The following is a 23,159-nucleotide window of genomic DNA, read 5'->3' as shown; positions in this document are numbered from 1 at the left end:
CCCGCAACTATGCTATGCCTTACCTAAGTTCGGCAAGGGATCGCGGGCGACGAACCAGGTGGGGCGTCCCACTCCGGCCGTCGCCGCGTTCCCGGACGGTCCCCCCGGACCGCCCCTCAGGGCGCCCCCGGACCGCCGGGCGGGGCGGTCCGTCAGACCGCGGCCCCGGTCCTGGAGGTGGCGGAGATCGTGGCCGACCCCAGCACCGTGTCGTCCTGGTAGACCACCACGGCCTGTCCGGTGGCCACGCCGGTGGCGGGCTCGGCCAGCCGGACGACCAGCTCGGGGCCCCCGTCGCCCTCGCGCTGCCACACGCTCGCCGGGTAGACCTCCCCGTGGGCGCGCAGCTGCACGTGGCAGTCGGTCGGCTCGGTCAGGGGCTCGCTGCCGCTCCACACGGGGCGCACGCCCGTGATGGCGTCCACCCGCAGGGACGCCCGCGGCCCCACCGTGACGGAGTTGTCGACCGGCTCGATGGACAGCACGTACCGCGGGTGTGCGGCGCCGCCCAGGCCCAGGCCCTTGCGCTGGCCCACGGTGAAGGTGTGCGAGCCGTTGTGCGTGCCCACCACCGTGCCGTCCTCGTCCCGGATCGGCCCCGGCCTCTCGCCGATGCGCCGGTTGAGGAAGCCCGCCGTGTCACCGTCGGCGATGAAGCAGATGTCGTGGCTGTCGGGCTTGTCCGCCACCGACAGGCCGCGCCGCTCGGCCTCCGCGCGCACCTCGTCCTTGGTGCAGTCCCCCAGCGGGAACACCGCGTGCTCCAGCTGCTCGGCGTTGAGCACGCCCAGCACGTAGGACTGGTCCTTGGCCGCGTCCACGCTGCGCACCAGGCGCCCGTCGACCTTGCGGACGTGGTGTCCGGTGGCCACGGCGTCGAAGCCCAGGGCGACGGCCCGGTCCAGCACCGCCTCGAACTTGATCTTCTCGTTGCAGCGCAGACAGGGGTTGGGGGTGTTGCCCGCCTCGTACTCGGCCACGAAGTCCTGCACGACCTCACGGTCGAACTCCTCCGACATGTCCCACACGTAGAAGGGGATGCCGATGACGTCGGCGGCCCGCCGCGCGTCGTGGGAGTCCTCCACGGTGCAGCAGCCGCGCGCGCCCGTGCGGTAGGACTGCGGGTTCTTGGAGAGCGCCAGGTGGACACCGGTGACGTCGTGGCCGGCCTCGGCCACACGGGCCGCGGCGACCGCGGAGTCGACCCCGCCCGACATGGCGGCGAGTACACGCAAAGTCATAGTGGGTCCAGGGTATGCGCTAGTGGGGAGACAGAAACCCCGGCCGGGGGGACGGAAAACACGCGCCGGGGAGACGGGAACGCGCGTCAGGGACGCGGGGAGACCCGGTCGGTGCACGGCAGCGCCCGGCACGGGGCCCGGCCGCCGCCCCCGGGACGGGGAACCGTCCGGTGGGCGCTACCCCGGCCGCGACGGCGAGTGTGGTCGTCCGCTTCTGCGAAAATTGGGACATGGCTCTGTTCCGTCGTCGCCGCTCCGCCGACTCCACCTCCTCAGTCACCGCCTTCTGGGACGCCTGGCCCGCCGAACGCGAGGCCCTGGCCAGTGCGGTCGAGTCGGACCAGCCCGTGCCCGCCGAGGTGTCCGAGCGCGTCACCGCGCTGGTCCGCTCGATCCACCCGGACATGGAGTGGGAGGTGGGCCGCGCCCCGAAGCCGAGCAGCGGCCTGGAGGACCTCGACCTGTCGGCCGACGTGGACCCGGGCAAGCTCCTGGAGCAGCTGGCCGCCCTGGACGACCCGTCCCGGCTGACCGACGGCCCCGCCTACACCCTGACGCTGCGCCCCGGCGGTTCGGAGGAGGCGCGCATCCTGTCCGAGCGCTGGGCGCGCTCGGCCCCCGAGGACTCCCGGTGGCTGTTCCAGCCGGTGCGGCCCGCCGACCACGACCAGCTGTCCGCCACCGTCAACCTGGACGACCACGAGCTCGACCTGTCGCACGTGTCGGTGTCCATGCGGGTCGACCACGCGACAGGCAAGGTCGAGGTGGGCGTGTACCACCCCGACAACATGTTCCTGCCCGAGAGCACGCGCGCGGCAGTGGCCGAGCACGTCACCCTGCTGGCGCTGGGCGAGGACGACCGGGTGCGGTGGATCGGCGAGACGGCTCCGCTGGACGAGCCGCCGCTGGACCCGCTGCCGCCCACGTCGATGCCCGCCGTGGTGCGGCAGATGGCGGACATGCTCGGCGGTTCGGGCGGCTGGGCGACGCTGCACGGGCGCATCCCCCTCCAGGGCGCGGTGGAGATCCTGCTCCGCCACCCGCTGACCCGCCGCGACTTCCCGGCGTTCACGCTCTTCGTACAGGTGGTCGTGCCGTACACGCACACGGACGAGGACAGGCTGCCCACCGGTGCCTCCGCTTCGGCGCTGGACGACCTGGAGGCCCGGATCTCGGGTGTGCTGGGGGACAACGGCGCGCTGTTCATGCGCCAGACCGTGGGCGGCAGGCGCGACTACCGCTACTACCTGGACCCGGACTCGGGTGTGCTGCCCGAGTTCGAGGCCGTGCTGACGGACTGGTCCGAGGGGGAGGTCAAGCTGCGCAGCCAGCTCGACCCGTCCTGGGCGCAGTTCAACACCGCGCGCAGGCCGTTCCGCCGCCAGCTGGGCGAGTAGGGCGCAGCGGGGGAGCCGGCCGGGGCGGCGGTTCACCCCCGCGGGGGAGCCGATCACCGGTTCTTGGTCCGCCGCCGACTCCGGGGCCGTCGGGGTCAAGCCGAAATCCCGCCTGGCACATCTGGCTCCCAAGACACAACAGGCGTAACGTGTCATTCCCGCCGGGAGGATGATGCGGCCTTGGACGGTGTGCTGCCACGAGCACCCTCGGGCCGGCCTCGGGTCGCCGCGGTCGGCGCGGTCCTCTCCCTGTGCCTGGTGGGGGCTCCGCTGATGTCGCTGTTCCCCGTGGGGGTCTGGGACACCGCCCGCGCCCTGACGATGAGCGGCGCGGGCCAGGGGGTGCTGCTGCTCGCGCCGGTGGTCGCCGGGGGCGTCCTGCTCATGTTCTGGCTGGGGTCCCAGTGGCTGGAGAGATCCGGTGTGAACCATCCCTCCGCGTCGGCCGCGCTGGTGACGGCCACCGCCATGGCCACGCCCGTGGTCGTCACGTTCCTGGCCCCGGAGATCATGCCGCTGCCCTGGGGGACGACAGCCAACACCGCCTTCCTGTCCGGGGCCGTCGCGACGCTGGGCATGGGCGCGTCGATGCTGGTGGACCGGCCGTCCGGCCGCTGGCGGCCGGGGGTGCTGCCCGCCGTGGCGGTGGTCGCCGGCCTGCTCGCGGCGCTGCCCGCCGCGGGCGACGCGGTGCTCGCGCGGGCGGCCGACGAGCGTTCGCGCACGCAGATCATGTCCTTCGAGCAGACCATCGCGGTGCTGGACCACCCGGGCTGGTCGCTGACCCAGGTGCACGAGGTGGAAGGCGGCCTGCGCCTGACCTACCGCGACGAGGACGGAGCCCCGTTGCACGTACTGACCTGGAACGACGCGCGTTCGGCCAATACCGTGCTGCGCGCGGGCTGCGGTTTCCCCGGCACGTGGTGCCGCGACCTGGGGGAGGAGGCGGTGGTCGTGCACCACTCCGACGGCCACCCGAGCGAGCTGCGCACACACCTCGGCGACGGCACGGTGGCGGGCCTGCGCCCCGAGCCGGGCACGCCCGCCGACCTGGTCGGGGTGTCCCGGGCGCTGCGCCCCGAGGAGCCCGGTGAGCGCAGCGCCCTCGTGGAGGCCGTCACCGCGTGAGGTGTCGCGCGGGCCCGTCCCCGCCGTGCGCGGTCCGGTTGCCCGGCTCCCCAGCGTCCCGGCTACTCCGCCGCCGCGGTGTAGTACTCCAGTTCGCCGTCTCCGTAGTCCTCGGGCTCCATCGGCTCGGAGAGGTCGACCTCGACCCCGCTTCCGGCGAACGCGGCCCGCACCCGCTCCACCGTCTCCCCGCTCATGAAGTGGTGGTGCAGGTCCAGCCTGCGCAGACCGGCGAAGGCTTCGTTGCGTTCGACGAGTGCCCGGGCTCCCTTGTCGGTGAGGATGCCCAGGGACAGGTCCAGCACCTCCAGGCGCCTGACCACGGGTGCGTCGGCCAGCACCGGGATCCACGCGTCCACGTCCTCGGCGTTGCGCACGCCCAGGTAGCGCAGCCCGGGGAACGCCCCGCCCGAGAGCACCGGCTCCAGGTCGTGGGGGCGGACGTCACGGCCGTAGTCCTCCATCCCCAGCCACAGCTCCAGGTGCTCCAGCGCGGGCAGGCCCGAGGACGCCACCTCGCGCACGACCCGGCCCGGCAGACCGCCGCTCTCCAGGGTGAGGGAGCGCAGGCCGGTGTGGGAGGGCACGTGCAGTCTGAGGCCGCCCGCGCCCAGGGCGCTGGCGGCGCCCCGCGTGGCCAGCTCCTCCAGGCGGGGGAAGGCGGCCAGCAGCGGCGCCACGTCACCCTGGCTGATCCAGGAGAGCTCGCACTCGTCGGAGGTGATGTCGCCGACGAAGACCGAGCGCAGGTTCGGCAGCGCGTCGGCGTGCTCGACCAGCAACTCCACGGCCTCCTCCGGGCCGCACTGGTCGGGGCTGACCCAGTCACCGAGGACCAGTGCCGTCACATGTTCGGTGGCCACCTCGGACACGAAGAGGGCGAAGTACTCGTCGTAGTCGTCCTCTGGATGCCTCCCGTCGCTTCCACTGGTCCGCAGCCGCCAGGCCGTGGAGGCGGGATCGTGCGGGTTCCCGCCCTGCCAGCGGATCCGTTCCAGCCGTTCCTCCCGCGTGCCCTTGGCGGGGAACTCGACCACGGGCAGGCCCGCGAACTCGATGAGGTTGGCCATGGGGGCTCTCTTTCCGGGGGGATGGGGGTGGGGGCTGGTTTCCCCATGCCTAGCAGTCCCGGGCGACAGACAGGCACGCCCGTAGCCGTCATCTGGGACGGGCTCCGCTCACCTGTCTGCTCCCCACCCCCACCCTGTCGTCCCGTGCGGGTGCCGCTCCACCGATCGCACCCCGCCGTCCCGTGTTCCGCTCCGCCGACCCGCGCACCCGTCAGGGTCCGTCGAGCGAGTCCGGGAGCGCGGACCGGCAGGGGACCCCGTACAGGCGCCGGGCCAGGTTCCTCATGGCCCCGCGCATCCCCGGCGGGTCCTGCTCGTCCGAGCCCACCGACGCCAGGTGGGACGAGAACGAGCCGAAGAGGCGGTCGCCGTCGCGGATCCCCTCGGGCAGTTCGGCGAACCACCGGTACCCGCACGGCTGGTGCGGCACTCCGGCCTCCGTCAGGAAGTCGTCGATGCCGCTGTCGACACCCGCCCGGTCAGTGCGCGTCCTCTCCTCCCACCGCTGGACACGCCTCCCCCTGTTCTCACAGGTCACATGTACCGGGGAGGGCGTCCGCACCTCCGGGCACCGGACGGCGTGCTCGGGGCCGATCGCCCAGGCGACAAGGGCGTGCCAGCCGGTTTCGGGGACCTCGACGAACGACCTTCCGCGGAGTTGGGGGTGTTCGCCGGTGTCCGCCTCGTGCGGGGGCCGGGGAAGGACGGGGTACTCCGACCACGAGCGTCCGCTCAGGTCCTTCCGGCGCCCGCCCACATGGAAGTGGACCAGCTCCGCCTTGGTCTCCTCCCACGCCCTGGAGGCCCGGCGGTCGCCTTCACGCCCGTCGCTCATGGACAGCACCCTTTCCCGGGGTCTGGGGAGTCGTCTCGCCTGTTTGTACCGCGCGGCGGAAGCACGGAACCAGGGGCGAGGGGAGCGGCCGCGTGGCCGGGAGCGGCCACGCCCTCGGAGGGCCTCCCCCGCGGGACAGGAGCCCGCTCCCCCGAGGCGGAGCGGCCATGTCCGTGGAGGCTGCCATGCGCGTGGAGGCCGTCCACGGCACGGGCGGGCAGAGCCCCGGTCCCCCGAGGCGGAGAAACCGCGCGGGGACCCGGCCGCGACCCGGGCGGGAACGGACCGCGGGCACGGAGGCGAAGCCGCCCACTACCCTGGTGGGCACAGATCCCGGCGGTCGTAGGGACAACTGTTGACCGACTCCCCGTACGTACAAGCCAACTCCGGCGGCGAGGCTCCGCGCTGGCGGACCTTCGACGGGCCCGTCGTGCTGGCCCTCGCCCGCACGTTCACCTCCGCCGTACGGGTCCTGGAGAGCCTCACCCTGTTCCGCGGCGACACCCGCGTGCTGTTCGTGTTCGCCTACGACGGCACCTCCGCGTTCAACGCCGGGACCGAGCGGCTGCTCGCCGAGCACCAGGTGTGCCTGGTCCCCTGGGAGTCGCGCCTGGAGGTCGAGCCCGCGCTGGTGCTCACCGCCACCGAGAACGCCGACCTCACCGGTTTCTCCTGCCCCGTGGTCGTGCTGCCGCACGGCGTCGGGTTCCAGAAGTACGTCCCCGACCACCGCAGCGGCGGGGTCCGCCTGTCCGGGGTACCCCGCCCCGAGTTCCACGACGCCGACAACGTCCATCTCGTCCTGTCCCACCCTGCCCAGCGCGAACAGCTGCGGGCCGCGCGCGTCCCGCTCGCCGAACACGCCGTGGTCGTCGGCGACCCCGCACGCGACCGCCTCCTGGCCGGGCGGCGCATGCGCGACCGCTACCGGGAGCGCATGGGCGTGCGGCCGGACCAGAGGCTCGTGGTCGCGACCTCCACCTGGGGCCCCGAAGGACTGATCGGCAGCCGCCCCCTGCTCCCCGGCTCCCTCCTGGGCGCGCTCCCCCACGACGGCTACCGGGTCGCGGCCGTGCTGCACCCCAACGTGTGGTTCGCGCACAGCCCCTGGCAGGTGCGGCACATGCTCGCCGACGCGCTGGACGCGGGCCTGCTGCTCATCCCGCCGCACTCCGGGTGGGGCGCGGCCATGGTCGCGGCCGACTGCGTGGTCGGCGACCACGGCAGCGTCACCCTGTACGGCGCGGCCATGGACCACCCCGTGCTGCTGGCCGCGATGGGCTCGGAGTCCGTGCCCGGCACGGCGGTGTCGGAGCTGGCCCGGACCGCCGCCCGGCTGGCCCCGGAGGACCTGCGCCGCCAGGTGGAGGCTGCCATCGACGGCCACCGCCCCGGTCTGCACAGCGGGGCCGCCGACCTCGCCTTCGCCCACCCGGGACAGGGTTGGCGGCGTCTGACGGAGCTGCTGTACGGCCTGCTGGGGCTGGAACCGCGTCCGTCGGACCGGGTCGGGGAGGACACCGGGCGGAGCCTCCCCCCGCCCGTGGCGGATCCGGCGACCGGTACGCCGCGGTCGTTCGAGGTGCACGGACGGCTGGAGGGGCCTCAGGAGGTGTCCCTCGAACGCTTTCCCGCGGCGTCGCGCACGGTCCCCGACCCGCCGCACGGGACCTTCCGCCACCTGTGCGCCTACGAGACCGAGGAGCGCGACGCGCTGGCCAACTCGGCGTCGGTGGTGTGCCGCGACGCTCCCCCCGGCGAGGCGGACCACGGCACGGCGCCCGCCGGCTCCTGGGCCGCGCGGACGCTGAGGTCCTACCCGGGCGCTCTGGCGGTCGCCTGCGCGACCGGCCCGGGCACCCTCCTCGTGGTGCGCGACGGGCGCCGGTTCCTGGTCCGGTCCCGGCCGCCGCTGCCGCCCGCCCTGGCCGCGGGTGCGGTGTACACGTTCCTGCGCTCGTCCGCGCAGGTCCCCGACCATGTCAAGGTCTGGGTCGGCTCGGTGCCCAGGGAGTGCGTGGTCGAGTCCCTGCCGCCGTCCGACCCCTCGGACCCCGGCCCAGCGTGATCCTCCCCAAGGTGATCCGGCTCAGGGGGACCCGGTCCCGCCGCCCTCCGCCAGCCTCGCCGCGATCTCCCTGGCCCGGGGGCTGCCCAGCCCTTCGAGGAGCCGCCCGGCCTCCGCGAGGTGGGTACGGGCGTCACCGGTGGCGCCCAGGCCCTCCAGCACGTCGGCGAGGGCCTCATGGGCCTCGGCCTCGTAGTAACCCAGGTCCTCCCTGCCCGACTCCTTCGTCTTCTTCCTGAACTCGGCCACCGCTCCGGTGAGTTCGGCCACCGCCTCGCGAACGCGCCCCGCGGAGGCGTGGGCCAGGCCCAGGGCCGTCCGGGCCCGCGCGGCCATGCGGTCGTCCGCCCCCTCCGGCAACGACAGCAGCCGCTCGCGCGCGTCGCGGATGTCGGCGACCGCCGCCTCGGCCTGCCCGGCCGCGGTGCGGGCGCTCCCGCGGAAGAGGATCGCCAGAGCGACCCCGCGCACCGCCGACGGGCTGTCGCTGGCCTCGTTGTGGCGTACCGAGCGGTCGAAGGCCTCCACTGCGGCGGAGGGGTCGCTCCTTTCCAGGAAACGGGCGTGGAACTCCCAGACCGATCCCTTGAGCAGGTCGTCCGTGAGGTCCTCGGCCAGCTCGACCGCGCGGACGGACCGGGCGCGCGCGTCGTCCTCGCGACCCAGGTCCAGCAGGGGCCGGGTGGTCAGCGAGCACAGGCGGGCCTCGGCGACGGTGTGGCCGAGCGCGCGGGCGGCGTCGGCACCGGCCTCACCGGTGGCGGCCCAGTCGTGCAGGAAGCGCTGGTCCAGGTAGAGGGCGGTGGCCAGTTCCGCGAACCGCCAGGTGTGGTCGTGCAGGCCCAGGTCGGCGCAGCCCAGGACGACAGCCAGCAGGGTGGGGCGCTCCCGCAGCAGCCACTCGCGCGCGGCCCCGGTTCCGTCGAAGGGGTCCCGCGCGCCCTCCAGCAGGGACTCCAGGTCGACCGCGCGCAGCCGCTCGCCGCGCGCGTGCCGCTCGGCGAAGCCCAGGACGACCATGTAGGCGTCGAGCATGCCCGTCAGCCGCAGCCGCCGGTCGGCTTCGCCGTCCTCGGCCTCGGCGCGTTCGCGCGCGTGGGTGCGGACGAGGTCGTGGCGAAAGCGCAGCCCGTCGCGGTCCTCCTCGACCAGGTTCGCCGTGATCAGCTCCCGCAGAGCGCCGTTGCCCGTGCCTTCGTCTCCCGTGCCCTCGTCCTCCGCACCGCCCACCGACGCCGCGTCGACCAGGGACCGGTCGAACCTGGGCCCCGGCCACGTGCCCAGGGCCCGGTAGAGGGCGGCGGCCGGGGCGGGCAGGGCGTCGTAGGCGGCCTTGAAGAGCACGTCGAGGTTCCGTTCGTCGTCGCCGATGGCACGCAGCACCCCTCGGGCGCCCCCGATCCGGGCCGCCAGCGCCCTCGCGCTCCCGGGCCCTCCGCGCTGGAGCTGACCGCCGACCAGGACCAGTGCCAGGGGCAGGCCGCCGCACACCCTGAGCAGCGTCCCCACCGCGTCGGGATCCTCCTCGGACAGGGAGTGGTCGGTCCTGCGTTCCAGCAGCTCCAGGGAGGCGTCACGGTTGAGGGGGTCGAGGTCGCGGATCCGGGCGCCGGTGTCGATCGCCAGCTCGCCCAGTTCCGGTCCGTCCCGGGAGACCAGGACCAGGCTGCCGCGGCCCGAGGGGACCAGGGCGCGCACCTGCGCGGGCTCCCAGGCGCCCTCCACCAGGACCAGGAGCCGCCTGCCGCGTGTGCGGGTGCGGTACTCGCCGTGCCAGTCCCGTGGGTCCTCGGGCAACGCGCGCTTGTCCACGCCCAGGGCGCGCAGGAACTGGGCCAGCGCCGCGCCGCTGTCCTCCTGACGTCCGCGCGCGTAGGAGAAGGTCAGCTGGCCGCCGGTGAAGTAGGAGTCGGTGGCGTAGGCGATCTTGGCCAGGAGGGAGGTCTTTCCGATGCCCAGGGGACCCTGGTACACCACGACCTTGGGGGGCGCGTCCGGGTCCAGGAGGCCGCGCACCCAGTTCTGCGGCCCCTCGTGGTTGACGAAGTCCGCGGTCGGGGACTCCACCTGCATGGGGACCGCGGGCGTGTCGGGAGAGGCGTGGATGTTCACGTCGCCGTGGATGCTGCGCGCCTGGACGGATTGCCCGTGGTTGTCCCGCTGGGAGTTACGCGTCTGGTGAGGCCCGGGGGTTTCGGCGCTCATACGTCTCCTGCTCGGGGTGGTGACCGGCCTGCGGTCACCCTACCCAGACGGGCGTCCGGGCGGGCCTCCGTGGCCGGGTCCGGCCCGGGACGCCGCCCCCCCGAGGGGCTTCGGGGCCGGTGTGCGCCGATGTGTGCGGAGCCCCGGCACACGGGGAGGCGCTCCCGGTCGGAACCGGAAGCGCCTTCTCCTGCCCGGCCCTGCCCGGAACGCGACGACCGCCTCAGCCGCCCGGGCCGGTCACTCGCCCACCTGGTATTCGTACGCCTGGCGGACGAGGCCCATGACATAGGCGAGGTCGGTTTCGCCGTCCAGTCTGATCTGCACGTTCCCGTTGCCCCACTTGCCTTTGCCGGTCACGTCCAGGGCGATGCCGCGCTCGTCGCGCAGGGCCTCGAAGGGCATGTTGAGGGTGAGCCACAGGAGTTCGGTCCGCGCGATCACGTCGACGAAGTTGGTCTCGGCCTTGTAGGCGACGTACCTCTTCAGGAAGGTCTCGGTGACGACGTCGTCGAAGGCGAGCACCTCCTTCCTGAGCCTCTCGAACAGGGCGCGCGGCACCGGCCGCTCCAGGTTCGGGTGATCCTCGATGGAGTACTCCGACTCGGCCCTCGGCGGGTTCGCGGGCAGGACCCCCTCGGGCAGGACCGGCCGGGGCCAGATCTCCACCGCCTGCGCGGCCAGCCGGTCCGCCCGCGCCGTGATCTCCTGCTCGTTCCAGGCGTCCAGTGTGCCCAGCCCCTGGTTCAGCCGGAGCGGGCTCTCCTTGAAACCGCCCGGCATGTCCCGTTTCTTGGCGAAGGGGTGATCGCTGTACTCGGAGTTGTAGCCGGTCAGCGTCAGATTCCCGAGCGTGTGCAGGTAGCGTGCCCGCACCGCGACCCAGTCCTCGCCGAGGTCCTTCCTCCACTCCTCGGAGAGGTTCTCGTTCTGCGGGAGGATGTGCTCGATCGTGTAGTCCTCGATCGGCACGTACTCCTTGCGGCCGAAGTTCTCCAACCGCCGCAGGAGGTAGGACCTCCGTGGGAAGTTGTACAGGTTCCTCGTGGTCAGGTGGGAGACGAACTCCTCGTCGGTGGGGAAGGCCCGGTAGCTCGTCATCCCCAGCAGGTGCGCCTCGACGCTCTCGACGTACCGTTCCTTGTCGATCGACCTCGTGAACGTGCTGAACGTCCGGTTGAGGGAGTTGGTCGCCACACGGCAGACGGCCCGGCGGAAGATGTACGAGGTCACCATCCCGATGACGGAGACCAGCTCGTCTCGGTCCAGGACCCTGAGTTCGTAGTCGGTGTAGAGCTCCAGCAGCAGCGGGTAGACCACGTCCGCCTTGATCTCCCGCAGGTCGCGGAACGCCTCGGCGAGCTCCTTGTCCTGCTCGTGCCCCAGGGCGACGGCGCAGTACCGCCGCGCGTAGGCGCGGAGCTCGCTGACCAGGGACTCGACCGTCCGCCCCTGGGCGCTGGCGGCGCGGGCGTGGGCCTTGAAGGCGCCGTAGACGTCCCCCACCCGCGGGATCTCCCCCGTCACGACCGTCAGGTAGTGGCGGACGAAGTCGTCGAACTGCTTCTCGTAGGCGGCCTGGCCGAAGTCGGCCTCCATCTGCCGCCAGTACTCGGTGTAGAGCCTCTCCTGGAGGGAGGGCCTGATCCCCATCAGCACGAAGTTGCGGATCAGGTCGGCCTGTGTCAGTCGCAGGCCGGTGGAGTTCATGGACTCGAAGATCAGCTGCGGGTTGTCCTGTGTGCGGTCCAGGCGGATGTCGACGACGACCAGCTTCGCCAGTCCCCGGCACACCGCCGCCAGGTCCGTGTCCTCCCTGCCCAGGTGCTCCAGGAACCGCTCGAAGTTCTGGCGCACGCGTTCCGAGGCGTCCGACGGGAGGTCCGAGCCGCGGACGATCGCCTTCAGGGTCTCCTTGTCCCGCTCGGAGAGCAGGAGCCTGTAGTAGTCCTCACCGTCCTCGTCCTCGTTGACCAGGTAGCCCTTACGCAGCTTCGGGGGTGAGAACCCCTTCAGTGGTTCGCGCTCCCCCTCGGGCCCGCGCTCCAGGACACGGGCCAGAGCCGCGATCAACAGGGTGACCGTGGTCATCCGCTGCTGGCCGTCGATGACCAGGTTGGGCTCCTGCGAGGTCAGGTTCGACAGGCCCTTCTCCACGTGGACGATCGATCCTGTGAAGTGCGACTCCGGGGCGTCGTCGCCTCCAGCCCGCTGGATGTCCGCCATCAGCTGGTCGCACTCCGCGACGGACCAGGAGTAGGCGCGCTGGTAGATCGGGATCACGAACTGGTGACCCGTCCTCATCAGGTTGAGCAGTGGCGTCTCAGAAGCCTTCACGGTGTGGGTACCTTCTCCAGCCGGTCGCGGAGCGGCACGGGGAAGCCGCTCCCTCACAGGAACACGAGTGTTCCAGCTCTCTGCGACAAAGGCTTCCCCGAGTTCGGAGGACAAGGCCGGCGGGATATCCCGCTGGGGTACTCGCCCGGTATCTGACGGGGGGCCGTCCGCCCCCTCGAAGGCTTGGAAGGTCTGCGGGCCCGGGACCGCGGGAGGGGGGAGGAACGTGAAGGCGCCCCCGGACGGAACCGGGGGCGCCTTTCGGTGCCGGGATCAGGAGACGGGCGGAGTCAACCGCCTCGGCTGGTGGATCCGCTTTCGCGGTGCCTCAGCCGTTTTCCTTCTTGATGCGCTCGACGAGCATCTTCTTGCCCTGGTCGCCGGCCTTCTGGTTGTTCTCCTGGATCCGGCGGAACCACGTGGCGAGCTCGTCGTCACCCTGTTTCTCGGCGTCCTTGATGTAGCCCTCCAGGCGCCAGACGTTCTCCAGCGACTGGTGGACGGCCCAGACCAGGTTGTAGTTCTTGTCCTTGAGCGGGCTCTCGGGCTCAGCCATGACAACCTCCTCGGTGTCGTGTCTTTCCGCTGCCGGGGTCCCACTGCCCAACCCGCCCGCGGGTACACACAGCGACGGGCGACGGCACGGCCCCGGGCGTCCTCCCACCAGGACAGGAGCGGTCCGGCGCGCGACCAGCTGCACGCCCCTCCCGTACCGGGACCGGGGCGTACAGCGCGGGACGGACAAACCCCCGCCGGAGGACCAGCGCTCGGGCCTGGGCTCTCCTTCGGCCCCCGGTCCTGGCACCGATCCCGGGTCTGGTCCCACCAGTGGTCCTCCTGCCGCCAGCGCGGCCGATCCGGGCCCCCGGCCTCCCGCCGCCGGCGAACCGTCGGCGCCCCCTCCGGACCACGCGCCTCCCGGACCGGGACCGACGGAAGCGCCCTCCCTTCCGGGCAAGCAGACGGCACCGGACGAGGAACTGTCTCCGGAGAAGGCCGCTGCGCCTTCCGAGGAGTCCGGGGAGAACGCACCCTCACGGCAGTGGGGAGCGGCGGTTGTGCCGCCTCCCGTGGCGGTTCCGCCTTCTGCTGCCGCCCCTCCTCCGCAGGACGCCCAGGAGGTGTCGGAGACGGAAGGCCCAGGGAACACAGGAGGGCGGGAAGACCGACCAGCCGGAGGAGGAGACCGGAGAGGACGACGGCCAGGGCGGCCTCTTCGACGACCTGTGGTGAGGAGGCAGTCCCGACAGGGTTCTTCGGCCGCTTTCCGGCCCGGTCCGGCTACTCGGCCGCGGCGGTGTAGTACCAGAGGCTCTCGGCGTACTCCTCCGGCTCCTGCCGGTCGGACAGGTCGACGTCGACCCCGAGCCCGTCGAACTCGTCGTACAAGCGCTCCTCCATCTCCTCGCTCAGGAAGTGGTGGCTCAGCAGGTCGAGCCCGCGCAGACCGGCGAAGGCGTCAGCGCGGTCGAGGAGCACCTGACCGCCCCTGTCGGTGAGGCAGCCCAGGGACAGGTCGAGCACCTCCACACGCTTGACGACAGGCGCCCCGGCCAGGGCCGGGATCCACTCGTCCAGCTTCTGGGCGTTGCGCACCCCCAGGTAACGCAGTCGGGGGAACACCCCGCCCGAGAGCACCGGCGCCAGGTCCTGCGGGGTGGTGCTGCCTCCGTAGTCCTCCATCCCCAGCCACAGCTCCAGGTGCTCCAGCGCGGGCAGCCCCGAGGACACCACCTCGCGGGCGATCCGGCCGGGCAGGCCACCGCTCTGGAGGGTGAGGGAACGCAGCGCCTCGTGCGAGGGCACGTGCAGCTGGAGGGTGCCGTCCACTCCGTCGGCGCCCTTCGTGGTCAGCTCCTCCAGCCGGGGGAAGGCGGCCAGCAGCGGCGCCACGTCACCCTGGCTGATCCAGGAGAGCTCGCACTCGTCGGAGGTGATGTCGCCGACGAAGACGGAACGCAGGTTCGGCAGCGACCCGGCGTGCTCGACCAGCGACAGCAGGAACTCCTCCGGGCCTCCGGCGGCGGCGTCCCAGTCGCCGATGACCAGCGCCCGCACCTGCTCTGCGTCCACCAGGGACAGGAAACGGGCGACGTACTCCTCGATCACTTCGCCGTCGTACCGCAGGCGCCAGGCCGTGGATGCGGGAGCGTGCGGGTCCCCGCCCTGTCCACGAATCTGCTTGATCCGTTCCTCCTCCGTACCGCTGGCGGGAAACTCGACCACGGACAGACCCGCGAACTCGGTGAGTTCGGGCATAGGAAATCCCTTCGGAGGGGTGGGTATGTCCCCCATGCCTAGCAGTCGCGGGCGGCAGACGGAAACGGGCGGAGAGCGCTCGAGGCGCCCGGAGCCGCTCCCGGCCGGGCTGGCCACCGGTGGCCAGCCCGGCCCCGGCCGTGAGCGGACCGGCTACTCGGACACCGCGGTGTAGTAGTAAAGCTCGTCCTCGTACTCGTCCTCGTCCTGGTCGGGCTCCAGCCGGTCGGACAGATCGATCTCGACCCCGGAACCGGCGAACGCGGCCCGCACCCGCTCCTCCATCTCCTCACTCAGGAAGTGGTGGTGCAGGTCGAGCCTGCGCAGCCCGAAGAAGGCGGCGGCCCGGTCCACGAGCACCTCGCCGCCCCGGTCCGTGAAGATCCCCAACGACAGGTCGAGCACCTCCAGGTGTTTGACGGCAGGGGCCTCTGCCAGCGCCATGATCCACCCGTCCGCCCCCTCGGCGTTGCGCACGCCCAGGTACCTCAGCCGGGGGAACGCCTCACCCGAGAGCACCGGCGCCAGGTCCTGCGGGTAGGTGTCGCCGCCGTACTCCTCCATCCCCAGCCACAGCTCCAGGTGCTCCAGCGCGGGCAGACCCGAGGACGCCACCTCGCGCACGACCCGGCCGGGCAGGCCTCCGCTCTGGAGGGTGAGGGAACGCAGGCAGTCGTGCGAGGGCACGTGCAGCCCGAGCCGACCCTCCACACCGTCGGCGCCCTTCACGGTCAGCTCCTCCAACCGGGGGAAGGCGGCCACGAGCGGTGCCAGGTCGGGCTGGGAGATCCAGGAGAGCTCGCACTCGTCGAAGGTGATGTCACCGAAGAAGAGCGAGCGCAGGTTCGGCAGCGCGTCGGCGTGCTCGACCAGCAGGTCCGCGGCCTGGTACAGGCCTCCGTCGCTGGCATAGGACCATTCGCCGATGACCAGTGCCGTCAGCCGCTCGCCGTCCACCTCGGACAGGAACCGGGCGAGGTAGTCGGGGCCTTTGTCCTCGGGGGTTCTCCGGATGTCCTCGCTGGTCCGCAGGCGCCAGGCCGTGGAGGCGGGGTCGCGCGGGTCGCCGCCCCGCTCCCGGATACGTTCGAGCCGCTCCTCCCACGTGCCGCTGGCGGGGAACTCGACCACGGGCAGACCCGCGAACTCGCTGAGGTCGGACATGGGGACTCTCTTCTCAGGCTTCAGGGGGAGAAATGTTCCCCATGCCTAGCAGCTTCGGATGACAGACGGGGATTCGGGAGCCTTCCGGTGCGTGGAGGCCCGGGGGCGACCGAAGGCGCGGCGTCCGGTGCGGGGATCCCTGCGGATCCTGGCGGAGGCGGGTGCGGGGACGGTTACGGGCGCGGGGACGGTTACGGGCGCGGACGCAGGGGCGGTCATGGACGCGGTGGCGAGGGTGGTTATGGGCCCGGGGGCGGAGGCCTGAACGGGGCCCACGGCCGGTCGCGCCCAGGGCCGGGCTGCGGGCGGGTCGGTGTCCGGAACGGTCTGCGGGGTGCTGCACGGGGTGCCGTGCGGCCACAGGGCGAGGAGGAGGGCGTCGATGTCGGCGGCCTCGGTCAGCCCGGCCGGGCCGGCGATCCAGAAGGACTGGGTGGCCTCGCCCCACCAGATGGTCAGGTGGCGGTGGCGGGCCTGAACAGCGGCGGCCTGGGCGTGTTCGCGGGCGAACTCGGCTCGGTGACCGCCCAGGCGCGGAAGCTGCTGGGCGCGGCGGGTCCGGCAGGAGGGGTGCTCGCAGGACGGGCAGACCGGACCGACGAGCGGAGTGCGGCGCGGGAGGGGCCGGGAGATAGGGCGAACGTCGTCGGAACGGCGGGGCGAGGGGATAGGGTTCTGCATCAGATCCTCTTTTCCTTACTTATGACTGGTTTGGCTTTGGGGTTCAGGGCCCAGAAGGCGTTGCAGCGCTCTCCTGGGCCCGTCTTGCGTCTCAGGTCGATCGATACGGGCTCAGTTGCTGGATTCCCACTGGCTTCCGGTGAGGTCATAGGCCAGGTAGAACCACACCGTTCGGAAGTGGGCGTTGCCGTTGTCGCCCCACTCGGAGGCGAAGGCGTCCACCAGGGCCAGGCCCCGGCCCGATTCGGCGGACAGGTTCAGGCCGTCGGGGTTGGGCTTGAGGCGGGCGTTCTTCGTGCACAGGCCGCCTCGGTCGCGGCAGGACAGGTGCAGCCCGGCGCGGTGGCGGTGGACGAGAAGGGTGTAGCTGCCGCCTGGTTGGCCGGAGAGGCTGTGCCGGACGGAGTTGTTGGCGAGCTCGCTGCCCAGCAGGGTGAAGAGGTAGCGGTAGTCGGTGGACTTCGCGGCGGCGCAGGTGTCCAGGAACGCCCGCACCAGGGGCATCAGGGACGGGGTTCCGGCGAAGTCGTAGCGGCGCATCCGGTAGTTGGGGCGTTCGGCACAACGGGAGAAGTAGTGGCGGTGGACCGGCCGGATGAAGCTGGCCAGCGGCACCGTGACCTCTCCCAACACGGGCTTTGGGGCACTTGCGGGCATGACGAACACACTCCTTGGCATGGCAGGACATGAGCAGGGGTTTCACGGGCCCGTTGGAGGAGACTCACGGTTGACGTGATGCGCGGAACGGGCGAGGCGTAGCCTGACCGGCAGGAACTCTGTGTGATAGCTCGGTGACTACATCATCAAGCTAACCTGCATCCTGCAACTAACGCAAGCGATTCCTGCATCTACTAATGAGTAATTAGTTAGGCTCATGCCATGCAAGATCCCCGGAGCCCTTCCCTTCGCCTGCGCCGCCTCGCCACAGAACTTCGCCGAGCGAGAGAGGCCGCAGGTTTCACTGCTGCCAAGGCCGCCAAAGAGCTTCGCTGGAGTTCGACCAAAGTCACCAGGATGGAAGCGAAAGAAGCAAAGCGCATCAAACCGGATGATCTAGACATGCTGATGGACCTGTATGGGGTAACTGATCCGGAAAGGCGTGAATGCATGCATGCCTTAGCTAAGGATGCACGCATGCGGGGGTGGTGGTCGAGGTACAAGGACGTCTTCCAGAACGAGTCTCTACCTGACTTCGAGTCCGAGGCCTGCTTGCTACGCACCTACCAAGGGCAGGTCATACCTGGTCTGCTTCAAACACCTGAATACACCGAAGCTCTCTTCAGAGGCGGTCGTTACTCAAGCCCTCGTGAGGTCGAGCGGCGCGCAGAAGCTCGGATGGAACGCCGTGACATCTTGACAAGACACAAGCCGGTACATCTACGCGCTGTTATCGACGAAGCCGCGCTCCATCGACCTATCGGCGGTGCGTCCGCCATGGCTGATCAGCTCAGATACCTGCTTCACATGGCTCAGATGCCCCACATCGATGTTCAGGTACTTCCTTACGACAAGGGAGCGCATGCTGGCTTGACAGCTCCCTTCATCATCCTGGATTTCCCTCACCCGCTCGACGCATCCATCGTCTGTGTGCCAACGCTCACGGACGCTCTGTACCTTGAGGACTCAGAGGACGTAGAGACTTACAGCGCCACATTCGGGGATATACAGGGATCGGCTGTCAGTTCAACTGAGTCTGCCGAGTACATTGCCAACCGGATCAGGAATCTGGAGAGCACTTCATGAGAACCTCTGAGTTGACCTTCTACAAGAGCAGCTACAGCGGCCAAGACGTGGACTGCGTCGAGGTCGCGCACGTCCCCACAGACTTCCGGAAGAGCAGCTACAGCGGACGGGGTGTGGACTGCGTGGAGGTCGGCGACCTCCCCTGCGGCGCCGCCATCCGCGACTCCAAGCACCCGGACGCCGGTCACCTCCCCTTCCCCGCCCCCGAGTGGACCACCTTCCTCAACGCCGCTCGCGGCCGGAAGCTGTAGCCGACCCGTCGTTCCTCTTCTTCCTCCCCGCCATCCCTGACCTTTGATGAGTAGCACAGACACCCGGAAGGCTCTCCCCCTTGGGCCTTCCGGGTGTTCCGCTACAGAGGAGGGGGAGGCGGTTGCGCCGTGTCCACGTTTCCACGCCTGACGGACTCGGCCGGTTCCCCGGGCTGAACCGTCTGGACGGCCTGAGCTGTCTGGGCTGTCTGAACCGTCTGCATGTTTCCCGGGAGACCGTCAGAACCAGGGTCCGCGTCCCGCTCGCGCAGCATCCGGTCCAGGCGCTCGACCTGCTGCCCGAGTTCGACCAACCGGTTCATAACCGCCTCGTGCTGGACCTCCTCCAGCTCCTGGTCCTCCGCCCAGCGGACCTCGCTGATCTCCTGCTCCAGGGACGTGACGATCACCGCGATGACCAGGTTCAGCATGATGAACGCCGTCAGCACGATGTAGCACACGAAGAAGATCCAGGCCGTCGGATGCTCCGCCAGCACCGCGTCCGAGACGTCCGGCCAGCCCTCCGTCGTCATCAGCAGGAACATCGTGTACAGCGACGTGCCCAGATTGCCGAAGAAGTCCGGCACGGCCTCGCCGAACAGCTGGTGGGCGATGATCGCCGAGGTGTAGATGACCACCAGGAGCAGGCCGATCACGGTCCCCACCCCCGGCATGGCCTTGAACAGCGCGGTGATGATCTGCCGCATCTGCGGAACGGCGGTGATCACCCGCAGGATCCGCAGCACCCGCAGGATGCGGAGCACGGCGAACGGACCGGTGGCCGGGATCACCGAGATCAGCACCACCAGGAAGTCGAACCAGTTCCAGGCGCTTCGGAAGAACCGTCCCCGCCAGGCGTGGATCTTGAGGGCCATCTCGACGACGAACATGCCGACGACGACATACTCGACGACCACCAGATACGGAAGGGCGGAACCCCCATAAGTCATCCAACCCAAAATCACGGCATTGACCAGAATCACCGCGAGCATGATGTTGGAGAACCACCGACTCTCCACAAGCCTGGTGATCTGAGCACGCCGCAATGCAGTTTCCTCCTCGCCGATTCCACTTCCGAGAAATTTGGACATGGAGTATTCAAATATATCGAAGCGGACTCGACTCCGTGCAGCGCACCTGCCTTTGGTCGGGTGCGTACAGCTTCACTCCCACATCGGCCGCCACCGCCTCACCCCGTGCCCACGCTTCGCGGAAGGCACACCCTCACTGGTTCGGGTGGTCGCCGAGAAGGCACCGGAAGAGGAAATGGCAGGTGCCGTATCCCACATCACGGCTTTCGGTCCGAACAATGACCGAAGGCGGTGAGACCGGAAACTCCGTGTCCATAGGGGGCGCCCCGCCCGGCGAAGCCCTTCCTGGGGGACGTCGGGGCCACGGGCGGTGGTTCGGGAGGCCCCGCACGTCACTGGTATGTTCACTGCTGGCCACGGCAGGAAGCCCGACACGGTGACGAGCCCGAGCCGTCGACAGCGCCAGCGCCCGCGACACAGGAAGAGACATGGCGGAGCTGAAGTACTTCACAGGTTCGATGAACTCGGGCAAGAGCACGATGGCCCTCCAGGAGCACCACTCACGCGGTGGCGAAGGGGTGCTCTACACGAAGCAGGACCGTGCCGGAGCGGGCATCATCTCGTCCCGCCTGGGTCTGGAGTCCCCCGCCGTGGAGGTGGGCGACGACCTGGACCTGTACGACGACATCGCCGACCGCAAGGCCCCCTACGTCATCTGCGACGAGGCCCAGTTCCTGTCCGACAAGCAGGTGGGACAGCTCGCGGGCGTGGTGGACGGCATGCGGATCGACGTGTACTGCTACGGGATCCTCACCGACTTCCAGGGGCAGCTGTTCCCCGGCTCGAAGCGCCTGGTGGAACTCGCCGACAAGATCGAGGTCCTGCCGGTGTCCGCGCGCTGCTGGTGCGGCGGCCGCGCCACCCACAACGCGCGCGTGGTGGACGGGGTCATGGTCTACGAGGGCGAGCAGGTGCACATCGGCGGCAACGAGTCGTACGCGACCCTGTGCCGCCACCACTTCATGGCCGGAGTCGCCTGACCGGCCCCGAGCCGTGGATGTCCACGGCCGTCCAACTGCTGTGGCAGCAGGAGAAACGACGGGCTCCGTCCCGCCGCTTCACTCCGGGATCCAGTACTCGAATCCGTGCCCAAGGAAGCTTGCGATCTTCCTCGCTTCGTTCGCAAACTCGTTCTCCGATATCGAGCCGACCGAAGCCTCTGCCTGCTCGTCGAAACGAATGTGGTACACAGCGCTCCTCGTCTGGATGAGGGCTATGTACACCGACTGCCCCTGATCTCCGGCCCCGTAGACCGAATAGGACTTATCTCCGAAATCAGCCTCTCCCTCGGATACCACCTGGGCCAACTCATCGGAGATCCCTGACCTCAACTCCTCGTATCTGGACGACGCGATCTCCTCGGCGGACTCCCCCTCCTGGGCATCGATAACCGCCTCATAGGAGAACTTGAAGTCCCAAGGGGTCGAATTTGAGCTCGGGATAATCGTCCATACGCAATCGTCACGGACTACTCTCTCCGCACCTTCGATCTCTGGTTCCCCACCGGTAGCGGTGTCAACGTAATCTTCCCCGCCGTCCTGGCGTGTGGTGTTGATGGAGGACAGATGATCCAGGTTTTCCTGGCAGACATTCATCTCCTCTTCGGCCAGAGAGGACCTGGGCTCACCGATCTGCTCGGCCGGGTTTCCTGCGGAGGTATCTGGGTCCGTTCCGACACCGTCGGAAGTGAAGTTGAAGAAGATGCTGGCCACGCCGACAAGGACTCCGAAGACCCCGAAGGCCGCCAGGGTTCCACACCCGAAAACCGCCGCGGCGGCCTTCCACCCGTGCAGTCCCTGCTTCCTTGGCAGCGCCTTCTCGTCAACCACGACTGTCCTGTGCCTCCAACTGGGCCTGCACGTCCGGGTGCTCCAGCGGACGGGTGAAACCCACGATGTCCGCACGATTGGGGTCATCGTACTCGCGCACCGCGATCGGTCCGCAGTTGGTGCACCAGGCCTCGACCATCAGCCCGTCACCGATCACCATTCCCACATGGCCCGGGCCGGGGGCTTCCCTCGCCCGGCTCACGTCAAAGAAGACCAGGTCACCGGGCTGTTCCTCTCCCTGTGAAACCTCGGGGCCGAAACCCCACTGATGCTGGGAGATCCGCGGAATGGTGACGCCGATGCTCTCGTAGGCCTTCTGCATCAGGCCGGAGCAGTCGAACCCGACCGGCCCGATGCCTCCCCAGATGTAGGGTTTTCCGCGCTGGGCCAGGGCCCAGTCGACCACGGCCTGGGTCAGCTCGTCCGGGGCGCTCCCGATCGGGGCGCCCTGCGCGTCGAGCTGGCAGGCGACCGCGGTCTCGATGGAACCCGACGTGTCGTACTGCCCCTCCGCGTACTGCTGCGCCCACTCCAACACGTCGTCCACGTACCACCAGGCGTGGTTGTAGCCATAGATGGCCTGCCGGACGTCCTCCTTCAGGCCGTGGGCGATGAGGTAGTCGGCGGCGGCCGGGATCGCGTCGGCGGGGTCGTAGACACTGACGATCCCGTCGTCGTTCCCGTCGACGCCGTACCCCTGTTCCGGTCGCTCGTCCACGGGCTGCACGGGCTCGCCGCCCCAGCTGTTGCCCGCCGCCGAGTCGTCCAGGGAACCGAACTGCATCGGTCCGGCCGCGCCCCAGTCGTTGTGCCCCTCGGTGATTCCCGGGCCCTCCCAGCGCCCGTGGTGGGACTCCACCTGGCCCACACCCGCCAGGATGTTCCACGGGATCCCGCGGTCCTCCCCGACCTCCATGTAGATCTCCAGGTAGTTCTCCGGGATGGAGTTCATCGCGTAGCCGCTCGCGTCCGGCTGCTCGGCGTCCGCATCCGGGCCGCAGACCAGCCCGTTCGCCATCATGGAGCCGATCTGCTGGGTGGTGTTGGTGATCACGGGGATCACCAACATCGCGAACATGGTCATCAGGGCGACCGTGACGGCGACGGCCGCGCCGAACCACAGGCCCGCCGCACCCCTGTCAGAGGACCTGCGGGCGAAAAGGGAGATCACGGGGTCACTCCTCCCCTCCGAACTGCCCGGCGTCGGCGGGCTGGAAGTCGAAGACCCTCCAGGAGTCGCCGCTGCGCACGACGGTGACGGCGAACTCGCCGAGGTTCTCGTCGAACTCGGCGCTCCCCGTCTCGGTGATGGACTGCGCCGTCACGACGAAGGTGACCGAGTCGGCACCGAAGGTCCGTATGGAGTCGACCTGGGCCCGCCCCTCGGCGACCGCCTCGGCCTCGGACATCTCGCTCCAGAAGGCACCGACCCTGCTGGTCTCGGCCAGCACCCCGGCGAACTCGGGGGTGGCCAGCTCCTCCATCGAGGCGTAGTAGGACTCGGGGGACTGGGTGTAGTCGATGGTTCCGTAGGCCTCGGCGAAGGCGCGGGCCGCCGCCCCGGCCGCCTGGAGCTCCGCCTCCGTGAAGGGGAACCAGTCCAGGACGTCCACGTCCTCGGCCGCGGTGGTCGGGATCGGACTCGGCTCGACGGTGGACAGCCCGTCCGGGCCGCCGGGACCGCCCGGGGGCTCCTCCTGGGCCGTTCCGGGGTCAGGGGAGGCCGCGGAGGGGTCGGGCTCCTCCTCGGAACCCCCGAAACCGCCGAAGCTGAGGTAGAGCCCGAACACGACCAGCACGACGATCAGTCCGAGGAAGACAGACCGCTGGGCGCGTTCGGGGAGAGGGTTGGGCATCGCT

Annotated in this window: 20 protein-coding genes; 6 read left to right on the top strand and 14 right to left on the bottom strand. The window is 70.1% G+C overall.

The genetic code is table 11. The features are described from left to right. Positions 1 to 152: 152 nt before the first annotated feature. Complete coding sequence (mnmA, locus tag FYW99_RS15655; protein WP_223839054.1) at positions 153 to 1,241, bottom strand: tRNA 2-thiouridine(34) synthase MnmA; 1,089 nt, start codon at positions 1,239 to 1,241, stop codon at positions 153 to 155. A 230-nt stretch (positions 1,242 to 1,471) separates the two neighbouring features. Here mnmA and FYW99_RS15650 point away from each other — a divergent pair, with 230 nt between their 5' ends. Next, positions 1,472 to 2,638, top strand: a complete 1,167-nt coding sequence (locus FYW99_RS15650; RefSeq protein WP_150252789.1) for a DUF695 domain-containing protein — start codon at positions 1,472 to 1,474, stop codon at positions 2,636 to 2,638. Between the two features lie 189 nt (positions 2,639 to 2,827). After that, on the top strand, positions 2,828 to 3,766 hold the full coding sequence (locus FYW99_RS15645) for a hypothetical protein (protein WP_223839095.1): 939 nt from the start codon (positions 2,828 to 2,830) through the stop codon (positions 3,764 to 3,766). A 62-nt stretch (positions 3,767 to 3,828) separates the two neighbouring features. Here the strand turns inward: FYW99_RS15645 and FYW99_RS15640 are convergent, their stop codons facing one another. Then, the gene (locus tag FYW99_RS15640; protein WP_150252788.1) at positions 3,829 to 4,836 is read right to left on the bottom strand and encodes an STM4015 family protein; all 1,008 of its coding nucleotides are present in this window, start codon (positions 4,834 to 4,836) and stop codon (positions 3,829 to 3,831) included. A gap of 211 nt (positions 4,837 to 5,047) precedes the next feature. Further along, entirely contained in the window at positions 5,048 to 5,671 is a 624-nt protein-coding gene (locus tag FYW99_RS15635) for a DUF5956 family protein (protein WP_150252787.1), read from the bottom strand. A 355-nt stretch (positions 5,672 to 6,026) separates the two neighbouring features. On the opposite strand from FYW99_RS15635, the gene FYW99_RS15630 reads away from it, so the two are divergent. Then, a complete protein-coding gene (locus FYW99_RS15630; protein WP_150252786.1) occupies positions 6,027 to 7,739 on the top strand; it encodes a hypothetical protein in 1,713 nt (570 codons plus the stop codon). 21 nt (positions 7,740 to 7,760) lie between these two features. Here FYW99_RS15630 and FYW99_RS15625 read toward each other — a convergent pair whose 3' ends face one another. The 7 genes from FYW99_RS15625 to FYW99_RS15595 all read right to left on the bottom strand — a co-directional run bounded on the left by FYW99_RS15625 (position 7,761) and on the right by FYW99_RS15595 (position 17,042). Continuing rightward, on the bottom strand, positions 7,761 to 9,944 hold the full coding sequence (locus FYW99_RS15625; RefSeq protein WP_150252785.1) for an NB-ARC domain-containing protein: 2,184 nt from the start codon (positions 9,942 to 9,944) through the stop codon (positions 7,761 to 7,763). Between the two features lie 240 nt (positions 9,945 to 10,184). Beyond that, positions 10,185 to 12,281: a DUF262 and DUF1524 domain-containing protein gene (locus tag FYW99_RS15620; RefSeq protein ID WP_150252784.1), complete on the bottom strand. Its 2,097-nt coding sequence runs from the start codon at positions 12,279 to 12,281 to the stop codon at positions 10,185 to 10,187. A gap of 328 nt (positions 12,282 to 12,609) precedes the next feature. Next, the gene (locus FYW99_RS15615) at positions 12,610 to 12,837 is read right to left on the bottom strand and encodes a hypothetical protein (protein WP_150252783.1); all 228 of its coding nucleotides are present in this window, start codon (positions 12,835 to 12,837) and stop codon (positions 12,610 to 12,612) included. 725 nt (positions 12,838 to 13,562) lie between these two features. After that, positions 13,563 to 14,540 carry an STM4015 family protein gene (locus FYW99_RS15610; RefSeq protein ID WP_150252782.1) on the bottom strand — a complete coding sequence of 326 codons (978 nt, stop codon included), beginning with the start codon at positions 14,538 to 14,540 and terminating at the stop codon, positions 13,563 to 13,565. A gap of 153 nt (positions 14,541 to 14,693) precedes the next feature. Next, entirely contained in the window at positions 14,694 to 15,704 is a 1,011-nt protein-coding gene (locus FYW99_RS15605) for an STM4015 family protein (protein ID WP_150252781.1), read from the bottom strand. 45 nt (positions 15,705 to 15,749) lie between these two features. Further along, a complete protein-coding gene (locus FYW99_RS32995) occupies positions 15,750 to 16,385 on the bottom strand; it encodes a hypothetical protein (protein ID WP_317846993.1) in 636 nt (211 codons plus the stop codon). A 111-nt stretch (positions 16,386 to 16,496) separates the two neighbouring features. Further along, complete coding sequence (locus FYW99_RS15595) at positions 16,497 to 17,042, bottom strand: ATP-binding protein (RefSeq protein ID WP_150252780.1); 546 nt, start codon at positions 17,040 to 17,042, stop codon at positions 16,497 to 16,499. A 222-nt stretch (positions 17,043 to 17,264) separates the two neighbouring features. On the opposite strand from FYW99_RS15595, the gene FYW99_RS15590 reads away from it, so the two are divergent. Then, positions 17,265 to 18,128 (top strand): helix-turn-helix domain-containing protein, encoded by an 864-nt coding sequence (locus FYW99_RS15590; protein WP_150252779.1) that lies wholly within the window; start codon positions 17,265 to 17,267, stop codon positions 18,126 to 18,128. Next, the gene (locus tag FYW99_RS15585; RefSeq protein ID WP_150252778.1) at positions 18,125 to 18,379 is read left to right on the top strand and encodes a DUF397 domain-containing protein; all 255 of its coding nucleotides are present in this window, start codon (positions 18,125 to 18,127) and stop codon (positions 18,377 to 18,379) included. Before FYW99_RS15590 ends, FYW99_RS15585 begins: the two co-directional genes overlap by 4 nt. A 101-nt stretch (positions 18,380 to 18,480) precedes the next feature. Here the strand turns inward: FYW99_RS15585 and FYW99_RS15580 are convergent, their stop codons facing one another. Beyond that, positions 18,481 to 19,425: an ion transporter gene (locus tag FYW99_RS15580; RefSeq protein WP_150252777.1), complete on the bottom strand. Its 945-nt coding sequence runs from the start codon at positions 19,423 to 19,425 to the stop codon at positions 18,481 to 18,483. A 473-nt stretch (positions 19,426 to 19,898) separates the two neighbouring features. On the opposite strand from FYW99_RS15580, the gene FYW99_RS15575 reads away from it, so the two are divergent. Then, positions 19,899 to 20,450 (top strand): thymidine kinase, encoded by a 552-nt coding sequence (locus tag FYW99_RS15575; RefSeq protein WP_150252776.1) that lies wholly within the window; start codon positions 19,899 to 19,901, stop codon positions 20,448 to 20,450. A 78-nt stretch (positions 20,451 to 20,528) separates the two neighbouring features. Here FYW99_RS15575 and FYW99_RS15570 read toward each other — a convergent pair whose 3' ends face one another. Genes FYW99_RS15570 through FYW99_RS15560 form a run of 3 tightly spaced genes read right to left on the bottom strand, consistent with a single transcriptional unit; the run spans position 20,529 to position 23,155 of the window. Then, positions 20,529 to 21,299: a hypothetical protein gene (locus FYW99_RS15570; protein ID WP_150252775.1), complete on the bottom strand. Its 771-nt coding sequence runs from the start codon at positions 21,297 to 21,299 to the stop codon at positions 20,529 to 20,531. Then, positions 21,292 to 22,470: a C40 family peptidase gene (locus tag FYW99_RS15565; RefSeq protein ID WP_150252774.1), complete on the bottom strand. Its 1,179-nt coding sequence runs from the start codon at positions 22,468 to 22,470 to the stop codon at positions 21,292 to 21,294. Before FYW99_RS15565 ends, FYW99_RS15570 begins: the two co-directional genes overlap by 8 nt. 4 nt (positions 22,471 to 22,474) lie before the next feature. Continuing rightward, positions 22,475 to 23,155, bottom strand: coding sequence for a hypothetical protein (locus FYW99_RS15560; RefSeq protein WP_150252773.1), 681 nt, complete (start codon positions 23,153 to 23,155; stop codon positions 22,475 to 22,477). Positions 23,156 to 23,159 lie beyond the last annotated feature (4 nt).

The organism is Nocardiopsis deserti, assembly GCF_008638355.1.
In the GTDB taxonomy this organism is placed as follows: Bacteria; Actinomycetota; Actinomycetes; order Streptosporangiales; family Streptosporangiaceae; genus Nocardiopsis; species Nocardiopsis alborubida.
Note: the sequence above shows the minus strand (reverse complement) of the source record. Positions and strands in the feature narration are given on the sequence as shown.